19 protein-coding genes and 3 pseudogenes are annotated in these 21,384 nt (G+C 59.0%); 12 read left to right on the forward strand and 10 right to left on the reverse strand.

All coding sequences use genetic code 11. The features are described 5' to 3' along the window. Positions 1 to 118 precede the first annotated feature (118 nt). The 11 genes and pseudogenes from ACF0H7_RS30435 to ACF0H7_RS30485 all read left to right on the forward strand — a co-directional run bounded on the left by ACF0H7_RS30435 (position 119) and on the right by ACF0H7_RS30485 (position 11,967). Positions 119 to 838 carry a hypothetical protein gene (locus tag ACF0H7_RS30435; RefSeq protein ID WP_397450491.1) on the forward strand — a complete coding sequence of 240 codons (720 nt, stop codon included), beginning with the start codon at positions 119 to 121 and terminating at the stop codon, positions 836 to 838. A 329-nt stretch (positions 839 to 1,167) separates the two neighbouring features. After that, complete coding sequence (locus ACF0H7_RS30440) at positions 1,168 to 2,409, forward strand: SfnB family sulfur acquisition oxidoreductase (protein ID WP_397450492.1); 1,242 nt, start codon at positions 1,168 to 1,170, stop codon at positions 2,407 to 2,409. Positions 2,410 to 2,431: 22 nt separating this feature from the next. After that, on the forward strand, positions 2,432 to 3,637 hold the full coding sequence (locus tag ACF0H7_RS30445) for an SfnB family sulfur acquisition oxidoreductase (protein ID WP_397450493.1): 1,206 nt from the start codon (positions 2,432 to 2,434) through the stop codon (positions 3,635 to 3,637). After that, complete coding sequence (locus ACF0H7_RS30450; RefSeq protein ID WP_397450494.1) at positions 3,637 to 5,001, forward strand: LLM class flavin-dependent oxidoreductase; 1,365 nt, start codon at positions 3,637 to 3,639, stop codon at positions 4,999 to 5,001. The genes ACF0H7_RS30445 and ACF0H7_RS30450 overlap by 1 nt, the downstream gene beginning before the upstream one ends. Positions 5,002 to 5,129: 128 nt before the next feature. Continuing rightward, positions 5,130 to 5,918 carry a MetQ/NlpA family ABC transporter substrate-binding protein gene (locus ACF0H7_RS30455; protein ID WP_397450495.1) on the forward strand — a complete coding sequence of 263 codons (789 nt, stop codon included), beginning with the start codon at positions 5,130 to 5,132 and terminating at the stop codon, positions 5,916 to 5,918. Positions 5,919 to 5,921: 3 nt separating this feature from the next. Further along, positions 5,922 to 7,043: a methionine ABC transporter ATP-binding protein gene (locus ACF0H7_RS30460; protein ID WP_397450496.1), complete on the forward strand. Its 1,122-nt coding sequence runs from the start codon at positions 5,922 to 5,924 to the stop codon at positions 7,041 to 7,043. Further along, complete coding sequence (locus ACF0H7_RS30465) at positions 7,033 to 7,677, forward strand: methionine ABC transporter permease (protein WP_397450497.1); 645 nt, start codon at positions 7,033 to 7,035, stop codon at positions 7,675 to 7,677. The genes ACF0H7_RS30460 and ACF0H7_RS30465 overlap by 11 nt, the downstream gene beginning before the upstream one ends. 61 nt (positions 7,678 to 7,738) lie before the next feature. Continuing rightward, a complete protein-coding gene (locus ACF0H7_RS30470; protein WP_397450498.1) occupies positions 7,739 to 8,365 on the forward strand; it encodes a class I SAM-dependent methyltransferase in 627 nt (208 codons plus the stop codon). Between the two features lie 442 nt (positions 8,366 to 8,807). Continuing rightward, positions 8,808 to 9,740: pseudogene (locus tag ACF0H7_RS30475) on the forward strand (cache domain-containing protein); the annotation flags it as partial. Between the two features lie 258 nt (positions 9,741 to 9,998). After that, a pseudogene (locus tag ACF0H7_RS30480) lies at positions 9,999 to 10,598 on the forward strand (methyl-accepting chemotaxis protein); the annotation flags it as partial. 207 nt (positions 10,599 to 10,805) lie between these two features. Further along, positions 10,806 to 11,967, forward strand: a pseudogene (locus ACF0H7_RS30485) (AAA family ATPase). Positions 11,968 to 12,093: 126 nt separating this feature from the next. Here the strand turns inward: ACF0H7_RS30485 and ACF0H7_RS30490 are convergent. The 8 genes from ACF0H7_RS30490 to ACF0H7_RS30525 form a co-directional block, all read right to left on the reverse strand. Then, positions 12,094 to 12,978, reverse strand: a complete 885-nt coding sequence (locus ACF0H7_RS30490; protein ID WP_397454074.1) for a transporter substrate-binding domain-containing protein — start codon at positions 12,976 to 12,978, stop codon at positions 12,094 to 12,096. Between the two features lie 11 nt (positions 12,979 to 12,989). After that, positions 12,990 to 13,766: an amino acid ABC transporter ATP-binding protein gene (locus tag ACF0H7_RS30495; protein ID WP_397450499.1), complete on the reverse strand. Its 777-nt coding sequence runs from the start codon at positions 13,764 to 13,766 to the stop codon at positions 12,990 to 12,992. Continuing rightward, positions 13,763 to 14,422 (reverse strand): amino acid ABC transporter permease, encoded by a 660-nt coding sequence (locus ACF0H7_RS30500; RefSeq protein WP_397450500.1) that lies wholly within the window; start codon positions 14,420 to 14,422, stop codon positions 13,763 to 13,765. The genes ACF0H7_RS30495 and ACF0H7_RS30500 overlap by 4 nt, the downstream gene beginning before the upstream one ends. Continuing rightward, positions 14,403 to 15,068 carry an amino acid ABC transporter permease gene (locus ACF0H7_RS30505; RefSeq protein WP_397454075.1) on the reverse strand — a complete coding sequence of 222 codons (666 nt, stop codon included), beginning with the start codon at positions 15,066 to 15,068 and terminating at the stop codon, positions 14,403 to 14,405. Before ACF0H7_RS30505 ends, ACF0H7_RS30500 begins: the two co-directional genes overlap by 20 nt. 113 nt (positions 15,069 to 15,181) lie before the next feature. Next, the gene (locus tag ACF0H7_RS30510; protein ID WP_397450501.1) at positions 15,182 to 16,201 is read right to left on the reverse strand and encodes an ABC transporter substrate-binding protein; all 1,020 of its coding nucleotides are present in this window, start codon (positions 16,199 to 16,201) and stop codon (positions 15,182 to 15,184) included. Positions 16,202 to 16,332: 131 nt separating this feature from the next. After that, complete coding sequence (locus tag ACF0H7_RS30515) at positions 16,333 to 17,202, reverse strand: ABC transporter permease (protein ID WP_397450502.1); 870 nt, start codon at positions 17,200 to 17,202, stop codon at positions 16,333 to 16,335. Between the two features lie 111 nt (positions 17,203 to 17,313). Then, positions 17,314 to 18,141 carry an ABC transporter ATP-binding protein gene (locus tag ACF0H7_RS30520; protein ID WP_397454076.1) on the reverse strand — a complete coding sequence of 276 codons (828 nt, stop codon included), beginning with the start codon at positions 18,139 to 18,141 and terminating at the stop codon, positions 17,314 to 17,316. A 65-nt stretch (positions 18,142 to 18,206) separates the two neighbouring features. After that, the gene (locus ACF0H7_RS30525) at positions 18,207 to 19,103 is read right to left on the reverse strand and encodes a TauD/TfdA dioxygenase family protein (protein ID WP_397450503.1); all 897 of its coding nucleotides are present in this window, start codon (positions 19,101 to 19,103) and stop codon (positions 18,207 to 18,209) included. 219 nt (positions 19,104 to 19,322) lie between these two features. Between ACF0H7_RS30525 and ACF0H7_RS30530 the strand changes: the two genes are divergently transcribed. Next, the gene (locus tag ACF0H7_RS30530) at positions 19,323 to 19,487 is read left to right on the forward strand and encodes a hypothetical protein (RefSeq protein ID WP_397450504.1); all 165 of its coding nucleotides are present in this window, start codon (positions 19,323 to 19,325) and stop codon (positions 19,485 to 19,487) included. A 7-nt stretch (positions 19,488 to 19,494) separates the two neighbouring features. Here the strand turns inward: ACF0H7_RS30530 and ACF0H7_RS30535 are convergent, their stop codons facing one another. Continuing rightward, positions 19,495 to 20,277 (reverse strand): MetQ/NlpA family ABC transporter substrate-binding protein, encoded by a 783-nt coding sequence (locus ACF0H7_RS30535; protein WP_397450505.1) that lies wholly within the window; start codon positions 20,275 to 20,277, stop codon positions 19,495 to 19,497. A gap of 159 nt (positions 20,278 to 20,436) precedes the next feature. After that, positions 20,437 to 21,330, reverse strand: a complete 894-nt coding sequence (locus ACF0H7_RS30540) for a sigma 54-interacting transcriptional regulator (protein ID WP_397450506.1) — start codon at positions 21,328 to 21,330, stop codon at positions 20,437 to 20,439. Positions 21,331 to 21,384 lie beyond the last annotated feature (54 nt).

Below are 21,384 nucleotides of genomic sequence, written 5' to 3' on the forward strand. Positions count from 1 at the left end.
TTAATTTGCCCCTTCGCTCTTTTGCCTTTTGCCTTCATTGACACTCGTTGCCCTTCGCTCTTAGCTAGGCCGCATGCCCCGTTATTTGCGTTTAATTAAGGACTAAGGAGTGTTTAACATGGCCAGTAAAGACCCGACTTTCAACCCCCTGAAACTGCTCGCGCCGGTTTTGCCTCAGGCAAATAAACACGGCATTGGCACACACGCTGCCGCACATTTAATCGTCACGGTCAGCCCCTATGCATCGATGGAGGAAGGCGACCTGATTGAACTGTTCTGGGGCGGTTGTTACGTCGCCTCGAAACAACTGACAGCCGCAGATCTCGGCAAGCCCGCGGCCCTGCGAGTACCGGAAAGCTTTCTGCACAGCGGTCGAATCAGCGTCTGGTATCAAGTGCAAAAAATTGGCAGCACACCATCCCTCTCACCGGTCACAGACGTGTCCATCAAGCTCGACTGCCCCGGCGGACAGTTGATCGACAGCGGTATCGGAGAGAATCAAGGGTTAGCGCCACTGGCCGTGCCAGATACCGTATTACGCAACGGGCTGACGGCCCGGCAGCTCAAGCACGGTGTTGCGCTGACCATCGAGGCGTATCAAAACATGGCGGTCAAGGATGAAATCACCCTGCGTTGGGGAGACCTGCGCATGGACCTGCCCGCCATAAACGCCGAAGACGTCGGCAAACCCATCACCTTGAAAGTGCCGCCGACCTTGATTCGGGACGCCGGGGAAGATGAACAACTGGAAGTGACTTACTGCGTCATCGACCGGGTTGGAAACAACTCCCGTTGGGCACCCCCGCGCGCTCTGAAGGTGAGTGGAGTCCGTGTTTGAAGAGTGGATTGAATGAACTGCATGGGCGACCACACGCTGTTTCAAACCGCGTTGTATTCGCCCATCAGCTTCTCCCGTAAAAAATCCGTGGCTGCAAAGCTATGCCAACACATACAAAGCGCAACATTTCTCCAGCGTAAGCTCATCCCTTCTATTCTTATTCCAAAAACAACGTTTATTTAATTTTTATACACGCTTAGGGTATATAGACCGGACCACCGGACCACCATCAGTTTGTTTTCAAAGTCGATGAGGTTTGGAATGGTCACGCATACCGTCACCCCCGCGAACAACGCCGGGACATCACTCGCAGCCAAGGAGCAGCGCTGATGTCTGACCTGGCTGCTGCATCCCTCCAGCACGCGCTGGACATCGCACCACTATTACTGCCGGCCAAGGTCCTGATCGACGACGCCGAGGTTATCGCTGCTGCCCATGAACTGGCCGGGATTGCCCGCCAGCATGCGGCGCAACGTGACCGCCAGCGCAAATTGCCTTGGGCAGAAATCGAATATTTCACCCGCAGCGGTCTGGGCAGTATCTCCATCCCTCATGAATACGGCGGCCCACAGGTTTCCTTCGTGACCATCGCCGAGGTGTTCGCGATCATCTCCGCTGCCGACCCGGCGTTGGGACAGATCCCGCAGAACCAGTTCGGCATCCTCAACTCATTGCTGGGCAGCGCCACCGCCGAGCAGAAAAAAGAGCTGTTCCAAAGCGTGCTGGACGGCTGGCGCATCGGCAATGCCGGACCCGAACGCGGCACCAAGAACACCCTGGACATCAAGGCACGCATCGTTAAGAGCGGTGATCACTTTTTGCTCAGCGGTCAGAAGTTTTATTCCACCGGTGCGCTGTTCGCCCATTGGGTCGCGGTCAAAGCGTTGAACGAAGAGGGCAAACAGATTCTCGCCTTCGTCCAGCGCGGCACGCCTGGCCTGCGCATCGTCGACGACTGGTCCGGGTTCGGCCAACGCACCACCGCCAGCGGCACCGTGCTGCTGGACAACGTGCGTGTCGAAGCCGAGCACGTCGTCGATAACTGGCGCCTGGCGCTGATTCCGAATATCCAGGGCGCGGTGTCGCAGCTGATTCAAGCGGCCATCGACGCCGGGATCGCCCGCGAAGCCATCGACGACAGCATCCGTTTCGTTCGTGAACGTTCGCGGCCATGGATCGAGGCCAAGGTCGAACGCGCCAGCGACGATCTGTATGTGATCGCCGACATCGGCAAGCTGAAACTGGAGCTGCATGCCGCCGAAGCGCTGCTGCGCAAGGCCGGGAAGGTGCTGGATGAAGTCTACGCCGCGCCGATCAACGAACAATCGGCGGCCCGCGCGTCGATTGCGGTCGCTGAAGCCAAAGTCCTGACCACCGAAATCTCCCTGCTCGCCAGCGAGAAACTGTTCGAGCTGGCCGGCAGCCGCGCCACCCTTGCCGAGTTCAACCTCGACCGCCACTGGCGCAACGCGCGCGTCCATACCCTGCATGACCCGGTGCGCTGGAAATACCACGCTGTGGGCGCTTATCACCTGAACGGCACCGTGCCCGCGCGGCATTCCTGGATCTGACCAGACCACTGGAGAGCAACACATGAGTCTTCTTTCTTCTCTGCACGAGCCCGTCGCAGTGATCCGCAGCGATGCCGAAGCCCTGCAAAAGGCGGCTGAGCTGGCTGATTTTTTCAAAACCTCAAGCGCCCAGCGTGACCGCGAGCGCCGCCTGCCAGATGCCGAACTCGAGCTGTTTTCCCGATCGGGCCTTTGGGGCATCAGCGTGCCAAAAGCCTTCGGCGGTGCCGGGGTGTCCAGTGTGACCCTGGCCAAGGTGATTCAGATCATTGCCGAGGCGGATGGCTCCCTCGGGCAAATCCCGCAGAACCATTTCTACGCCGTCGAAGTGTTGCGTGTGAACGGCAGCGCCCCACAACAGCAACGCCTGTTTGCCGAAGTACTGGCCGGTAAACGCTTCGGCAACGCCCTGGCGGAACTGGGCACCAAAACCGCCAACGACCGCACTACCCGCCTGACTCGCGACGGCGACGGTTACCGCATCAACGGCCGCAAGTTTTACTCGACCGGCGCGTTGTATGCGCAACGGATCCCGACCTCGGTTATCGACGATAACGGTGTGCAGCAACTGGCGTTCGTGCCTCGCGACAGTGACGGTTTAACCGTGATTGACGACTGGAGCGGTTTCGGCCAACGCACTACCGGCAGTGGTTCGGTGGTGTTCGAAAACGTCTGGGTCAGCGCCGATGACGTGGTGCCGTTCCAAACCGCTTTCGAGCGGCCGACCACCCTCGGTCCATTGGCGCAGATCCTTCACGCGGCGATCGACACCGGCATCGCCCGCGCCGCTTATGAAGATGCGTTGCAGTTTGTCCGCACCCGGACCCGGCCGTGGATCGATTCCGGGATCGACAAAGCCATCGACGATCCCCTGACCCTGCACAGTTTCGGCAAGCTCGGCACTCGCCTGCACGCCGCCGAAGCGCTGCTGGAACGCGCCGGTGAATTCCTTGATCACGCGCAGGCGGATAGCAGCGCAGCCAATGTCGCCGCTGCATCGATTGCCGTGGCCGAAGCCCGAGCGATCAGCACCGATATCTCTCTGGCAGCGGGCAGTACGCTGTTCGAACTGGCTGGCAGTCAGGCGACCCTCGCCGAACACGGCCTCGACCGCCATTGGCGCAACGCTCGCGTGCACACGCTGCACGACCCGGTGCGCTGGAAGTATCACGCCATCGGCAATTACTACCTCAACGATGAAAACCCACCGCTGCGGGGGACCATCTGATGAGCAAGAAAAAGATCCTGCTCAATGCGTTCAACATGAACTGCATCGGCCATATCAATCACGGCCTGTGGACCCATCCGCGGGATAACTCGACCCAGTTCAACACTCTCGAATACTGGACCGAGCTGGCGCAACTGCTGGAGCGCGGGCTGTTCGACGGGTTGTTTATCGCCGATATCGTCGGCGTGTACGACGTGTATCAGAACTCGGTGGAGGTGCCACTCAAAGAGGCCATCCAGTTGCCGGTCAACGACCCGCTGCTGCTGGTTTCGGCGATGGCCGCCGTCACCAAAAACCTCGGCTTCGGCCTCACCGCCAACCTCACCTACGAGCCGCCGTATCTGTTCGCCCGCCGCATGTCGACGCTCGATCACCTGAGTCGCGGCCGAGTGGGTTGGAACATCGTCACGGGTTACCTCGATAGCGCCGCCAAGGCCATGGGCCTCAACGAACAGGCCGAGCACGACCGTCGTTATGACCAGGCCGATGAGTACCTGGAAGTGCTCTACAAGTTGTGGGAAGGCAGCTGGGAAGACGACGCGGTGCTCAATGATCGCGAGCAGCGGATCTATGCCCAGCCCGACAAAGTTCACAAGGTGGAGCACAAGGGCGAGTTCTATCAGGTGGAGGGTTATCACCTGTGCCAACCGTCACCGCAGCGCACGCCGGTGCTGTTCCAGGCGGGCAGTTCCGAGCGCGGTTTACAGTTCGCCGGGCGCCACGCCGAGTGCGTGTTCATCAGTGGGCAGAACAAGGTCGCGACCCGCGAGCAAGTGGATAAGGTGCGCGACAGTGCCGTAGCCGCTGGGCGCAACCCGGATGACGTGAAGGTGTTCATGGGTTTGAACGTGATCGTCGCCGCCACCGAAGAACTGGCTCAGGCGAAGAAGCGCGAGTATCAGGAATACGCCAGCGCCGAAGCAGGTGTTGCGCACTTCGCGGCGTCCACCGGGATCGATTTCGCCGAGTACGAACTGGACGAGCCGATTCAATACGTGAAGAGCAACGCGATTCAGTCCGCGACCAAAAACCTGAAGAACAACGACTGGACCCGACGCCGCTTGCTCGATCAGCACGCCCTCGGCGGGCGCTACATCACCTTGGTCGGTTCGCCTGAGCAGATAGCCGACGAGCTGGAATCCTGGATCGCCGAAACCGGCCTCGACGGCTTCAACCTGACGCGCACCGTGACCCCGGAAAGTTATGTCGACTTCATTGACCTGGTGATCCCGGAGTTGCAACGCCGAGGTTCCTACAAAACCGCTTATGACAGCGGCAGCCTGCGCGAAAAGCTGTTTCGCGAGGGTGGCGCCAGGTTGCCGGAGCGGCATGCAGGCGCGGGATATCGGCGCTCCAAACAATGACATTGCGACCGCTTCGCGGCCGATCGCGGGCAAGCCCGCTCCTACACATTAAATGCGATCCCTTGTAGGAGCGGGCTTGCCCGCGATGACGGCCGAACAAACACCATCAATTTTTCTGGAATACATCCATGACCAAAACCTTGATCACCCTCGCCCTGGCGCTGTTCGCCCTCAACACCCAGGCCGCCGAAGCCCCGCTCAAAGTCGGCACCACTGCCGCGTTTTCTATTGCCCTGGAATCCGCCGTCGAAGAAGCCGCCAAACAAGGCCTGAAGGTCGAGCTGGTGGAATTCACCGACTGGATCGCACCCAATGTCAGCCTGGCTGCCGGCGATATCGATGTGAATTACTTCCAGCACGTGCCCTTCCTGGAAAACGCCAATGCGGCGGCCGGCACTCATCTGGTGCCGTACGCTTCCGGCATCATCAATAACGTTGGCCTGTACTCGAAGAAATACAAAAGTTTCGCTGAGCTGCCAGTCGGCGCCAGCGTCGCTATCGCCAACGACCCGATCAACAGCGGGCGTGGTCTGCAACTGCTGGCCAAGGCCGGTTTGATCACCCTCAAACCCGGCGTCGGTTACAAGGCCACCGAAGAAGACATCATTGCCAACCCGAAGAAGATCAAACTGATCCAAGTCGAAGCCGTGCAACTGGTGCGTGCCTATGACGACGCTGATCTGGTGCAGGGCTACCCCGCCTATATCCGCATGGCGAAGACCTTTGATGCCAACTCTGCCTTGCTGTTCGACGGGCTGGATCACAAGGAGTACGTGATTCAATTCGTGATCCGCCCAGAGAGCAAAAGCGACCCACGCCTGGCCAAGTTCGTCGACATTTACCAGCACTCGCCAGTGGTCCGCGCCACACTGGACAAGCTGCACGGCAAGCTCTACCAAGCCGGCTGGGAAGGCTAACCAATGAACGCACCCGCGCAACGCAGGCTGACCCTTGATCCACCCGAAAGCGCTCACACCACTCAACTGCATCCGGACCTGAATCGCGCCCATGTGCGCTTTATCAATCTGGGCAAGACCTACGACAGCCAGCACGGTCCGGTGCATGCACTACAGAACATCGACCTGGCAATCCAGCGCGGCGAGGTGTTCGGCATCATTGGTCGTAGCGGTGCCGGCAAGTCGTCGCTGATCCGCACCATCAATCGCCTGGAAAGCCCGAGCAGCGGCCGGGTGTTGATTGATCAAGTGGATATCGGCGAGTACGACGAAAACCATCTGGTGCAACTGCGCCGACGCGTCGGCATGATCTTTCAGCACTTCAACCTGATATCGGCCAAGACCGTGTGGCAGAACGTTGAGCTGCCGCTCAGGGTGGCCGGGGTTCCCAAAGAACAGCGCCAACGCAAAGTCGCCGAGCTGCTGGAGCTGGTCGGCCTGCAGGACAAGCACAAGGCCTACCCGGCGCAGTTGTCCGGCGGCCAGAAACAAAGGGTGGGGATTGCTCGCGCACTGGTACACGAGCCAGCGATTTTGCTGTGCGATGAAGCCACCTCGGCGCTGGACCCCGAGACCACGCAATCGATCCTCGGCCTGCTGCGCGAGATCAATCAGCGCCTGGGCCTGACCATCATTCTGATCACCCATGAAATGGCGGTCATTCGCGATATCTGCGACCGCGTGGTGGTGCTTGAGCAGGGTGAAGTTGTGGAGCACGGCCCAGTGTGGCAAGTCTTTGGCAATCCTCGGCATGAGGTCAGTAAAACTTTGCTCGCACCGTTGCAACACGGTCTACCCGAGGACTTGCAGGCGCGTTTGCAGCCGCAGCCGCAACAACCGGGGGCAGCACTGGTGCTGGATTTGCATTTCACCGGCGTCAGCGGCGAAGAACCGGACCTGGCAGCGCTGTTCAATGCCCTCGGTGGCAAGGTCAGCTTGTTGCAGGGCGGCGTCGAACGTATTCAAGGGCGCGCGCTTGGGCATTTGCTGCTGGCGGTGGCGGGCTCTCCCCATGGTCGCGACGAATTGCTCAGCCGCGCCCGCACACTGGCGCAACGCGCGGAGGTATTGGGTTATGTGGTTTGACCGCTTGCTTCAGGGTGCCATCGACACCTTTTTGATGGTCGGCGTGTCGTCGTTGATTGCGCTGTTATTGGGTGTTCCGTTGGCGGTGATTCTGGTCACCAGCGGCAAGGGCGGGATTTATCAAGCGCCGAACCTGAATCGGTTGCTGGGGGTTTTCGTTAACCTGTTCCGCTCGATTCCGTTCCTGATTTTGATGGTCGCGCTGATCCCCTTCACCCGGCTGATCGTCGGTACCACCTACGGGGTGTGGGCCGCCGTGGTGCCGCTGACCATCGCCGCAACGCCGTTTTTTGCGCGGATTGCCGAGGTCAGTTTGCGCGAGGTTGATCACGGCTTGATCGAAGCCGCGCAGGCCATGGGTTGCCGGCGCTGGCACATCGTCTGGCATGTGTTGCTGCCGGAAGCGCTGCCGGGCATCGTCGGCGGTTTCACCATTACCCTGGTGACGATGATCAACTCATCGGCCATGGCCGGCGCCATCGGTGCCGGTGGTTTGGGTGACATCGCCTACCGCTATGGCTACCAGCGCTTCGACAGCCAGGTAATGCTGACGGTTATCGTGTTGCTGGTGGTGCTGGTGGCGGTGATTCAGTTAGGAGGTGATCGCCTGGCGCTGGCGCTGAACAAACGCTGAGCAATTGAACTAATGCCTGACGGGGGTATATTTAGTGCTTACTCACCCCAGACTGGCTGCAATGAAACTCGATCCGCAGGACCTCGCCCAAATCACCGACACCACCGTCGGCCACTACAACGAAGTGGCTGACGACTTCCGCGAAGGAACCCGCGATCACGACGTCAGCCAGAACATCAATGCCCTGCTGCGGCATATCGAAGGCGCTGCGCCCTTTCAAATTCTCGACTTCGGCTGCGGGCCGGGCCGGGATCTGCAGACCTTTACCGCCATGGGCCACATCGCGGTTGGCCTCGATGGCACCGAACGCTTCACCGAAATGGCCCGCGCCGACAGTGGGTGTGAGGTCTGGCAGCAAAACTTCCTGAAGCTCGACCTGCCCGCCGAACGTTTCGACGGCATCTTCGCCAACGCCGTGCTGTTCCACGTGCCACGCCAGGAACTGCCACGGGTTCTGCGTGAACTGCACGCGACCCTGAAGCCGCGCGGCGTACTGTTCAGCTCCAACCCTCGGGGCGATAACAAGGAAGGCTGGAACGGCAGCCGCTACGGCTCGTACCACGACCTGGAAAACTGGCGTGAGTTGCTGACCGAAGCCGGGTTTGTCGAACTGGAACACTACTTCCGGCCGCCGGGCTTGCCGATTGAGCAGCAGCCCTGGCTGGCGAGCGTCTGGCGCAAGGCCTGACGCCACCAACTCTGTAGGAGCGGGCTCGCCCGCGATCCACTCTCTATCTGAGAAACCGCAATCGCGGCGGTGCGGCGATCCGACAAGCCCGCTCCTACGGGGAGTTGCGGTCTGTCGGATATTTTTTCAAACCCCTTCATTTTCCGCACGCCCAGCCGATGCCCACTTCGACGGACACACTTTCCGAAGAATAACGGTCCGTCGGCATAAAAAAAGTTTGCAGCTGCCTTTATATCCGCGAGTCATCGGTACTACGTGGTCTTTACAAAAAAAATCTGGAGCGCGGATGAACATTAAACAGAAACTCACGTGGGCGTTTGCAATCATCGCCTGCTTGCCCGTTGTACTGGTCGCCACGTTGGTGGTGTTGAATTTGCGCAGCGAAGCGCGGACGTCGTTCGTCGAAGGCAGTTCGCGGGAAATTCGCCAGGTCAGCAACGCCATGCAGCTGTTCTTCGAAGGTATCAGCCAGAACGTTGACTACCTGGCGAACCAGCCGCTGATCAAAAGCACCGATGACACGCTCAAGAGCTACGTCGGCGCCGATGCGAAAAGCATTGTGCCCAACGAGTTTGATCGGCAGGTGCTCGGGCTGCTGACCAGCATCGGCGAAAACCACCCCGGCTATGCTTACGCGATCATCGGTACCGCTGCGGGCGGCTATGTGTCCTGGCCTGACGATCAGACCATGAGCAACTATGACCCGCGCCAGCGGCCCTGGTACAAAGCGGCCATGGCCAATCCGGGCAAATCGATTCGTACCGCTGCCTACTATTGGGGCGCGACCAACACCACCTACGTCAGCACCGTGCACACCGTGGCCAACAAGCTCGGCAACCCCGGCGGCGTCGTCAGTATCGACGTGTCGCTGCAACGCCTGACTGAGCTGGTGAAACAGATCAAGCTCGGCGAAAGCGGCTACCTGATGCTGATGGAAAACGACGGCACCGTGCTCGTCGACCCGGCGCAAACCGAACACAACTTTAAAGCTCTGGGCAGCCTGGGCGACGGCTACGCACAACTGGCCAAGGCCGGCAAAGGCCTGGTCGAAGTCGAGTTGAATGGCGAGCACTACATGGCCAACGTCTGGCCGTCGGAGCAGTTGGGCTGGACCTTCATCGGTCTGATCAAAGAAAAAGAAGTCATGAGCTCGGCGACTCAGTTGACCTGGTTGATCGCTATCATCGCCGCTGTTCTAGCCGTGGTATTCGCGGTGGTCGGTGCCAGCTTCGCCAGCGTGATCGTGCGTCCTATTCGCAGCGTCGCCAGTGGTCTGGAAGGCATTGCCCAAGGCGAAGGCGACCTGACGCAAAACCTGCAAATCCGTGGCAACGATGAAACGGCGCAACTGGCGAACTGGTTCAACAAGTTCCTGGGTGCCATTCGCAGCCTGATCCAGAGCATCGGCCAGGCCGCGAGCCACATCCTCACCACCTCCCACAGCTCGACCCAAGTGTCCAACGACATGGCCAAAGCGGCCGAGCGTCAGCGTGAGGCGGTGGACATGGTATCAACCGCGTTCCACCAAATGGTCGCCACCGCCAACGAAGTCGCCCGCTCTTGCAGCCAGGCAGCGGACTCAGCCGACAGCGGCCAGAACCAGGCCCGCGAAGGCCAGCGGCAGATCGATGCGGCCGTACAGAGCGTTGATCAGTTGAGCCAGGAAATCGAACAGTCCGCGCAGTCGATGCAACAACTGGAGCGCGACAGCAACGATATCCAGTCGATTCTCGGCACCATCCGCTCCATCGCCGAACAGACTAACCTGCTGGCCCTTAACGCTGCGATCGAAGCGGCGCGCGCCGGTGAACAAGGTCGTGGTTTTGCGGTGGTCGCTGACGAAGTTCGCGCACTGGCGAAACGGACTGCCGATTCCACTGCGGAAATCGACGGTCTGCTGGGCAACCTGGCCAAGCGCACCAGCCAGGTGACCCAACGCATGCACGCGAGCATTGAAGTGTCGCAAGAATCGGTAAGCCGCATTGGTTTGGCCCGCACCAGCTTCGGCCAGATCCGTGAATCGGTGGACGTAATCCGCGACATGAACACGCAAATCGCCACCGCAGCAGAAGAGCAGCACCACGTCGCCGAAGACATCAACCGCCACATCAGCCAGATCCACGGCGATGCGCAGTTGGTGGCCGAACTGGCCAACTCGGCGCAGCTGGATTCGCAGAGTCTGGCGGGGTTGTCGAAAGAGCTGGATGGCCTGGTCAAGCGCTTCCGCACGTAATACCGCTTTCGCGAACAGGTTCGCTCCCACCGGGATTACATAAGTCCGGCGGGAGCCAACTTGTTGGCGAATAGCGTGATGTGGCTTCTCAGAAACACCGCCTTCGCGAACCAGTTCTCCCACCTGGGTTGCAAAAATCCAGCGTCACTGTTCCACACCTGGCGAAAATCCCGCACCCTTGGTTCCTACGCAACCAGGACGCGTCCCATGCTGAAAACCCTCGCCGTGGCCAACTACCGCTCGATCAACACGTTGGTGATGCCCCTTGAGCGCCTGAATGTCATCACCGGCCCCAACGGCAGCGGCAAGTCCAACCTCTATCGCGCCCTGCGCTTGCTGGCCGAAACGGCGCAAGGTGGGGTCATCAACGCGCTGGCCCGTGAAGGTGGCTTGGACTCGACATTCTGGGCGGGTCCGGAGCACATCACCCGGCGCATGCGCAGCGGCGAAGTCGAGGTTCAGGGCGGACCGCGGCAGCAGGTCAAACGCCTGCGCCTTGGGTTTGCCGGCGAGGACTTCAGTTACGCCATCTCGTTAGGCTTGCCCGCGCCCAGCACCTCGGCCTTCACGCTTGATCCCGAAATCAAAAAAGAATGCATCTGGGCCGGCCCGCTCTATCGCCCCGCCAGTTTGTTGGTGCAACGCCAGCGGCCCGATGATCCGCGCCCGCGAAGAGCACAATTGGGATGTGCTGGCGCAGCACACGCCGACCTACGACAGCCTGTTCGATCAAGTCGGCAACTTGCGCACCTGCCCCGAAGTGCTGCAACTGCGCGAGATCATTCGCGGCTGGCGCTTCTATGACCACTTCCGCACTGACAACGAAGCCCCGGCGCGCCTGCCGCAACTGGGTACGCGCACACCGGTTCTGCACCACGACGGCCGAGATCTGGCCGCCGCCTTGCAAACCATCCTGGAAATCGGAGACCCTCAGGCGCTGCACACTGCTATCAGCGACGCCTTTCCCGGTGCACGAATCAACATCGCCTGGTTGCACGGTGGGCGTTTTGCGTTGGAGTTTTATCAGGAAGGTTTGCTGCGTCCACTGTCGGCGGCTGAGTTGTCCGACGGCACCTTGCGCTATCTGCTGTTGATCGCCGCCCTGCTGACCCCGCGCCCGCCGACAATGATGGTGCTCAACGAGCCCGAAACCAGCCTGCACCCGGACCTGCTGCCAGCCCTCGCGCGCTTGATCATTCGCGCGTCGCAGCAGTGTCAGATGTGGGTGGTATCACATGCCAGTCGATTGATTGCGGCGCTGGAAAGCCACCCCGAGTGCAATCCCATCGTGCTGGAGAAGAACCTCGGGCAGACCGGAATTGTTGGGCAAGGGATGCTGGATCAGCCGGCGTGGCATTGGCCGGATTAGGGAAATACACAACCCCTGTAGGAGCTGCCGCAGGCTGCGATCGGGCGGGAACCGCCCGCGACATTGAAGGCCGTTCCGGCCTTATCGCAGCCTGCGGCAGCTCCTACAAGGGATTTGCGTTGGTTTTTAACCCTGCCACTTCCCGCCTTCGACAATCACGTCTTCCGGCTTGGTGTCGTCGCTCAGTTGTTTGCGCACGTATTGGTCGTAAAGTTTGAGCAGGTATTTGTCCTCGCCCAACTTCGCCAACTCGGTATTCACCCAATCACGCAGTTCGATGTTGCCCTTCTTCACCGCCGGGGCAATCGGGGCTTCGCCGCCGAGCCTTTCTGGCAATACGCGATAGCCTGGGTTTTGCTTGGCCCAGGTGAACAGCACTAGGTTGTCTTGCGCGTAAGCATCGCCACGGCCGTTGGCCAGGGCTTGGAGGGACTCGGAGTTTTTCTCGAACTTCAGCAGTTTCCAGTCCGGGTGAGTTTTGGTCAGCCAAATATCAGCCGTAGTACCGGTGGTGACGATGGTGGTCTTGCTGGCCAGGTCGTCGAGCTTTTTCACGTCACTGCCTTGAGCGACCAACGCCTGCACCGCAACTTTGAGGTTCGGGTTGGTGAACTCCACCGCTTCCCGACGCTCCGGGGTGACGGTCATGTTGGCCAGGATCAGGTCGACCTTGTCACTTTGCAGAAACGGGATGCGACTGGCGGGTTCAACGGCCACGAACTCGACTTTGCTCTCGTCACCCAGCAGATCTTTCGCGAACTGGCGAGCGATGTCGGTATCGAAGCCGACGTATTTACCTTTCTCGTCGACGAAACCAAAGGGCGGTTTGTCGGTAAACACACCCACCACCAGCTTGCCGCGGGCTTTGATTTTGTCCAGGTAACCGGCCGATGGTGCTGCTGAAACACTGACGGTGGCAGCCGGTTTCGCAGGGGTTTCGGAATTGCCGCAACCGGCCAGCAAGCCGAGGCCGATCAGCGGAAAGAGGAATAACGATTTGGCAGATTTCAAATGGGCAGCGCTCATGACAGCTCCTTGATTTTCGATTTCTTGGGCATGGTTTCTATGTAGGAGAATTTCTCCAGAAACTGCTGCGCCCGTGCGCTCGCCGGGTTCGTGAAGAATGACTCTGGGGTGTTTTGTTCGAGGATGCTTCCGGCCTCCATGAACACGACTCGGTCGGCCACCGCGCGGGCGAAGGCCATTTCGTGGGTGACGATGAGCATGGTCATGCCACCGCGTGCGAGGTCGAGGATCACTTCCAGTACTTCCTTGACCATCTCTGGATCAAGGGCGGCGGTGACTTCATCGAACAGCATCACTTGCGGGTTCATGCACAGCGAACGCACGATGGCGATGCGTTGCTGCTGGCCGCCGGACAGCTGTCGTGGAAAGGCGTCGCGCTTGTCCGACAGACCCACCCGCGCCAACAAAGCTTCGGCCTGGGCCAGCGCTTCGCGACGTTCGCGTTTCTGTACCTTCAGTGGGCCGAGCAGGATGTTCTCCAGCACGCTCATGTGCGGGAACAGGTGATAACTCTGGAACACCATGCCGACGTCCTGACGCACCTGGCGCCAGTCGGTGTTCTTGTCCAGCAGCTCGCGACCGGCGAAGCGCAACTGGCCGCTGTGGGCCACTTCCAGGCCGTTGAGGCAGCGCAGCAGCGTGCTTTTGCCACACCCGCTTGGCCCCAGGATCACGATGACTTCGCCCGATTCGACACTGAGATCAATGCCTTTTAGCACCTGTTGCTCGCCGAAGAATTTGTTGAAGCCCTTGAACTCGATCAATGCGCTCATGCTTGCGTCCAGCGTCGTTCCAGCACGCGGGAAGCGGCCGAAAGCGGGTAGCAGATAAAGAAGAAAAACAGGAATAGCGCGCCGTAGATCAGCACCGATTCGTAGGTACGCTCAATGATCTGCTGGCCGACCTTGATCACGTCGACAACACCGATCAGCACCACCAGCGAGCTGGTTTTGATGATCCGCGTGTAGATGTTGATGGTCGGCGGCGTCATGCGTTTCAGCGCTTGCGGCAGCAGCACATAGCCGTACAACTGCGGATCGGACAGCCCAATGGACAGCCCTGCTTCACGCTGACCGCGCGGCAACGAATGCAGAGCACCGCGTACCACTTCGCCGACTTCGGTCGAACCCCACAATGACAGCACCAGCACCGAGCACCAGAAGTTTGGGATGCTCAGGCCAAAGAAAATCGGCAAGCCGAAGAACAACAGGTAGAGCCAGACCAACACCGGGATCGCGCGAAACAGTTCCAGGTAGATCCGCAGAATCAGGTTCAGCCAACGCAGGTTGAGAGTGCGCAACACGCCGTACAACACGCCGCCGACCGTACTTAAAGCGATGCTCAGAAACGATATGGATAAGGTCTGCAGGGCGCCGCTGGCCAGTTGTGGCAGCGACACCCAGAGCAATTCAAGTCCCGAACTGGCCATGTTGGAGCCTCCGTTCCAGGCGGCTGAGCAACAGCGACAGTGGCAAAAACAGCAGCACGCAAATCAGCGTCAGCACGGTGAGCATTTCGTAGGTCTTGTAGTACAGCGCGATGTAGCTTTTGGTGGTGTACAGAATCTCCGGCACCGCTACCGCCGAGACCACCGTCGTTTCCTTGAGCAGGAAGATGAAATTGGCGAACAACGCCGGCAGGCTGAGAATCCCGGCTTGGGGCAAGATCACGTAACGCAGCAATTGCCACTGCGACAAGCCGATGGAGCGCCCGGATTCCAGCTGCGCCTGAGGCACCGCTTCAACGCCCGCCCGCAACACCTCCGTGAGGTAGGCACCGCCGAGGAAAGTCATGGTGATGATCGCGGCGGAAAATCCCGAGACCTTGATCCCCAACGTCGGCAACGCGAAGTAGATGAAAAACAGCTGAATCAACAACGGGGTGTTACGCGCCAGCTCGACGTACAGCGCCACCAGCCGATGCAGGTAAGGGGTACGAAACACCAGAATCGTTGCGTTGATCAGCGCTACCAGCAGCGAGGTGCAGATGGCGATCAAGCCGACTTGCAACGTCACACCTACCGCCTTGAGAAACGCCGGCAGGGTGCTGAGGATGAAGGGGTAGTCGAGGGTCATGGGGGCAGTCTGAAAGTTAAGCGTGAGGATCGCGGGCAAGCCCGCTCCTACAGGGATATGCGATCAATTAAGGAGAGGCCGGTTGACGCTCGATTGCCCGCGATAGCGGTATGTCAGCTACCCGGCGTCCCATGCACTTCTTCAAAGAAGAAATCTTTCCAGCTGTCTGCCTTGTTTTTCAGCACGCCCAATTCCTGCAATTTGCTGGCATAGATGTAGGTGCGTTGAGGGGTGATGGTGAAATCGATTTCCGGGTCGGCGACGATTTTTTCGACGAAGGCCAATGGCAGTTTCGACTGTTCGACACGCAGGTAAGTCTGCGCCGCTGCCGGTTTGTCGGCCTTGATGATTCTCTCCGCCTCAGCCAGCGCGTCGTAAAAGGCTTTGTAGGTCTTGGGGTTTTCGTCGTGGAATTTCTGCGTGGTGTAGAGCACGTTGAACGTGGCCTGACCACCCAGCACATCGTAAGAACTCAGCACTTTGTGCACGTTAGGGTTTTCCAGTTCCTGGTACTGGAACGGCGGGCTGGAGAAGTGCGAGTTGATTTCCGAACCACCGGCAATCAGCGCCGCAGTGGCGTCCGGGTGCGGCAGGCTGACGGAGATGTCGTCGAATTTCTTGAAGTTGGCGTCGCCGAACTGCTTGGCGGTTTCAATCTGCAAGGTGCGTGACTGGAAGCCAACGCCTGCGGCTGGAACGGCAATGCGATCCTTGTCGCTGAAGTCTTTCAACGACTTCACGTTCGGGTTGTTGGTCAGCAGGTAATTAGGCATCGAGCCGAGCGAGGCGATGGCCTTTACGTTTTGCTTGCCCTTGGTCCGGTCCCACAGCACCAGCATCGGCGGAATGCCGGCCGACACCACGTCCAGCGCACCGGCCAGCAGCGCTTCGTTCATCGCCGTGGAACCGGAAATGCTGTTCCAGTCGACCTTGATGTCGATGCCTTCCTGCTTGCCGTGTTTTTCGATCAATTGTTGATCACGCACCACGTCGAGAATCAGGTAACCGATACCAAATTGCTGGGCGATGCTGATCTTGCCTTCTGCCTGCGCCCCCGTGCTCAGCAAAGCACCGATTAAACCGAACGCTGCAGCGAGTGTTGTAAGCGCCGGACGCTTGAATGGAGTGGCCATGAAGTTCTCGCAAAAAATAGGGAAATCACTAAAAGGGCGACACGTCCGGTAGCCCGGCTGCATATAGCTTACTGTTACATGCATCCATCTAATAAATAGGATTTAGGAATAACCATAGACTCAAATGGCCATCACCCGCGTTGCATGCCCCAGCGCTTCACGGTCAGGCGCTCGATGGTGTTGAACAGCAGGTTTTCCACGATCAGGCCGATCAAAATCACTGCTGCCAGACCGGCAAACACCTTGTCGGTGTACAGCTCGTTGCGGTTCTGGAAGATGTACCAGCCCAAACCGCCTTTGCCTGATGACGCGCCAAATACCAGCTCGGCGGCGATCAAGGTGCGCCAAGCGAACGCCCAGCCGATCTTCAAGCCAGCCAGAATCGATGGCAGTGCCGCCGGGATCAGGATGTACCAGACAAAGCGCAGACCTTTGAGACCGTAGTTGCGCCCGGCCATGCGCTGGGTTTCCGAAACGGCGAGAAAGCCCGAGTAGGTGTTCAGCGCCAACGCCCACAGCACCGAATGCACCAACACGAAAATCAGGCTGTTTTCGCCCAGGCCGAACCACAACAACGACAGCGGCAACAAGGCAATCGCCGGCAGCGGGTTGAACATCGCGGTCAGGGTGCTCAGCAGGTCGCGGCCTAGTTGGGTCGACACGGCCAGGGTGGTCAGGCCGAACGCCATAACGATGCCGATGACATAGCCCTTGACCAATACCGTCAGCGAGATCCAGACCTTGACCAGCAGCTCACCGCTGAGAATGCCATCGTAAAAAGCGTGCGCGGTTTGCAGGAAGCTCGGCAGCAGCAGGTCGTTGTTTTGCAGGCGAGCGGCCAGTTCCCAGATCACCGCCAGGGCAATCAGGATCACGCTTTTACGCACCCAGCTCAGTTGCCAGATACGTTGCGGCAAGGAGATGTCACGGGCCAGATCCTCTTGGGTAAAAGGCTCCAGGGTGACTTCGTATTCCTCGCGAATCGGAGGTGAAAGGCTCATGTTCAGTACCCTAATCCCCTGTAGGAGCGGGCTTGCCCGCGATCAGCTTGATGCGGTGTGTCAGACACACAGCGATCGCGGGCAAGCCCGCTCCTACGGGGTTGTGAATGTTTAATACGCGATGCGTATGTCCTGGAAGTTCAGCTCGCGGTCGGCGACTTCGCCCTCGCCTTCATCGAACAACAGACGATGAATGCGCTGTGCGGAACGCTGGAAGTCGACGCCGCCAAGGCTGTTCAGGTCGTACTGATGGCTGTTGATCTCGGCGCGAACCCGACCTGGGTGCGGCGACAGCAACAGGATTCGATTGCCGACCACCAAGGCTTCTTCAATGGAGTGCGTGACAAACAACAACGTGAAGCGCACTTCCTGCCATAGCTCCAGCAGCTCTTCCTGCATCTTGCGTCGAGTCAGCGCGTCGAGCGCGGCGAAGGGCTCGTCCATCAACAGGATTTTCGGTTGCATGGCCAAGGCGCGAGCAATCGCGACCCGGGCTTTCATGCCGCCGGACAAGGTGTGTGGGTAGACGTCGGCGAAGGCACTCAGGCCGACCTTCTCCAGGTAATAACGCGCACGCTCTTCGGCCTCACGACGCTTCAACGTGCGCGAAGCCAGCAGCGGAAACATGACGTTCTGAATCACTGTTTTCCACGGCGGCAGCTGATCGAACTCCTGGAACACCACGATCCGGTCCGGGCCTGGGTCCTTGACCTCAACGCCCGCCAGACGAATTTGCCCTTCGCTCGGCTGGATAAACCCGGCCACGGCCTTGAGCAACGTGGACTTGCCACAGCCGGACGGGCCGAGCAATACAAAGCGGTCCGCCGGGTCGATTTCGAAACTCACCTGGTGGGTCGCCCGCACCACCCGTTCAGGGGTGCGGTATTCCAGGCTCACGCCCTGGACTTGCAACAGCGGTTCAGCGGTCGGCTGATTCATCTGTTGCGTGGTCGAGCTGCTAGCCGTGTGGCTTTGCGAAACAGCATTCATCAATCAGCTCCCGATCAGAACGGCGCATCACCTTGAATGGTGGTGCGGAACAGCTTGCGGCGCAGTTCAGGCGGGCAACCGGCGGCCAGGTGGATCAACGAGCGGTTGTCCCAGAACACCAGGTCATGGGGCTGCCACTGGTGGCGATAGACATACTCGGGACGCACGCTGTGGGCGTAGATTTCGTCCAGAATCCGGCGGCTTTCGTCTTCCGGCAGACCGACGATGCGCGTGGTGAAACCTTCGCTGACGAACAGCGCCTTACGCCCGTTTTCCGGGTGCGTGCGCACGATCGGATGGGTCACTTCGACGACCTGAGCCAGTTGCTCGGCGGTCAGGGTCGGGCGCCAGCTCGCGGCGTTTTTGCCTTCGCTGTAACGCGCTGTGTAGGAATGCACTGCTGAACGGCCTTCCACCGCGTCACGCAAGTGCTGCGGCAGGTTGTCCCACGCGAGATGCAGATTCGCGAACAGCGTGTCGCCGCCCTCGCTTGGCAGCTCCTGAGCGTGCAGCATCGAACCGAGGCTCGGCAGTTCCTTGTAGGAAAGGTCGGAATGCCAATATTTGCCCGCGTCGCCCAGACCTACCGGCTGACCGTCTTCGACAATGTTCGAGACGATGAGGATTTCCGGGTGGTTGGCCAACAGAAATTGCTTGAGCACATGGATTTGCAGAATGCCGAAGCGGCGGCTGAAATCGATCTGCTGTTGCGGGGTGATCTGTTGATCGCGGAACACCACGACGTGGTAGTCCAGGTGCGCTTGATGCACCCGGGCGAAGTCCGCGTCGTTCAATGGACGGGACAAATCCAGTCCGACGATCTCCGCGCCGACGTTACCGGCGAAAGGACGAACGTCGAAATCCTGGGGGGCTGCATTGACTGCTGAGGAAGCTGGGGAGACTGCGGGCATGAGAACTCCGACTCCAAGTGTGCTTGGTTGAGAGTCGTGACTTTATAGCTATAAGAAAATTAATTTAAATACCATTAGGGCATATGGATAGTGCTGAATACGCTAGCCGAAAAAAAACCTGCCCGGCTGGCGAACAGAAGTGAGGCGCGAGCGGTCTATTCCCTGTCGTTAACACTCGATTTTTGAACCGCCAGATGGAACTGGCAGGGGGAGTTATCAATGCCTATCCACACAAAGAATCACGCAACCCGCGTCACTCCGGATGCCGAAGCCAAGATGAAATGGCTGATGGCGTTGAATCGCGCCTTGAGCTGCGAGATCGACGCCCAAACAAAAACGCCGGCGCTAATGAAAGCCGCCGGCGTGAAAAACGTTAACGCTTGAATCTGTATCAGAACGCCGGCAGCACCGCGCCGTCGTACTTCTTGGCAATGAAGTCTTTGACTTGCTGGCTGGTCAGAGCCTTGGCCAGTTTCTGCATGGCATCGCTTTTCGCGTTGTCAGGACGAGCCACCAGGAAGTTCACGTAAGGCGAATCAGCACCTTCCAGGATCAGCGCGTCTTTCTTCGGGTTCAGCTTGGCTTCCAACGCGTAGTTGGTGTTGATCATGTCCAGATCGACCTGGTTGTAAGCGCGAGCCAGCATGGCCGACTCCAGCTCTTTGAACTTCAGGTTTTTCGGGTTGGTCGCGATGTCTTTTGGTGTAGCCAGAGCATCGGTCGGGTTCTTCAGGGTCAGCAGGCCAGCTTTCTGCAACAGCAGCAGGGCACGACCGGCGTTGCTGCCTTCGTTAGGAATGGCAACGGTAGCGCCGTCTGGCAGTTCAGCCAGGGTTTTGTACTTGGACGAGTAGCCGCCGAACGGTTCAACGTGAACACCGATCACGGTGACCAGGTTGGCCTTTTTACCTTTGTTGAAACCATCCAGGTACGGTTTGGTCTCGAAGTAGCTACCGTCCAGTCGCTTCTCGAATACCTGCACGTTTGGCTGCACGTAGTCGTTGAATACTTTGATTTCCAGGTCCACGCCCTGCTTCTTCAGTTCTGGCTTGATCAGCTCCAGAATTTCAGCGTGTGGAACAGGCGTCGCGGCGATCACCAACTTCTCGTCAGCATTGGCAATACCAACCGAAAACACAGCCGCCAGAGCGGTCAACAACAACGTCTTTTTCATGCAAAGTCCTTAGCGAAACTCGCGACCGCCACAAATGACGGCATATCAGTAGGTTGCCGCTGACTTCATCCAGGGAGGTCAGCGGATTGAAGCGGACATTACCGATATTTTTTATTCCGAGACAATACTTTTTAGTCTAATACTTATGCTTTTTCGAACTTAGACTGCGATTTGCCATAACTGCGCGTTCGCGAGGTGTCTGGCTGGCGGAAATACAGCTGACGCACTGATGCTACCCGGCAAGTTGAGATGCTCCGGCAGAATCTCATCACCCTTGCTGACCAACAAAGCAAAGTGAATGACGTTCTCCAGTTCGCGGGTATTGCCCGGCCAATTGTGGGCTTCAAGTACCTGTTGCGCGCCCTCGCTGATCAGCGGCACCGGCAGGCTCAAGCGCTGGCTATAGATGCCCAGGAAGTACTCGGCCAGTGAAAGGATGTCACCCACCCGCTCGCGCAACGCTGGCAATTCCAGACGGCCTTCGCTCAGATAGTGAAAAAGCCGCTCATCGAATTTTCCGACTGCCACCGCCTGGGCCAGATCGAAACTGGTCGCAGCCACCAGACGCACGTCCACCGGGCTCGGCTGTTGTGCGCCGACGCGGGTGACTTCGTGGTTTTCCAAAGCTGATAGCAGCTTGACCTGAATCGGCAGCGGCAGGTCGCCAATTTCATCCAGATAGAGGGTGCCGCCGTTGGCCGAACCAAACCAACCCGCCCGGCTGCTGACCGAGCCACTGTGGGCACCTGCGGCATAGCCGAATAATTCGGCATCGGCATAGGTCAGGCTGATCGCGCCGCAGTTCACCGAGACGAACAAGCCCGAGCGATCACTGGCGCGATGGATGTGGCGAGCCAACAGTTCTTTACCGCTGCCGGTTTCGCCGCGAATCAACACCGGTGAAGCGCCGGGCGCCAGCCGCTCCAACTCCTTGCGCAACTCACGGGAACGCGGGTCGACGAACACCAGCGCTTTGGCGCGAATGCTCAGCGGGCTTTTTTCCGCGTCGGGGAAGGTCAGCAGCGGCTGACCGAAGGTTTCGTGCAGGCTCATGGCAAACTCCCGCCCGAGCCTTGTGAGTGACTCAAGCGTTAAAAATAGACAGAA

It is taken from the genome of Pseudomonas sp. NA-150, from assembly GCF_044336365.1.
Taxonomy (GTDB): Bacteria; Pseudomonadota; Gammaproteobacteria; order Pseudomonadales; family Pseudomonadaceae; genus Aquipseudomonas.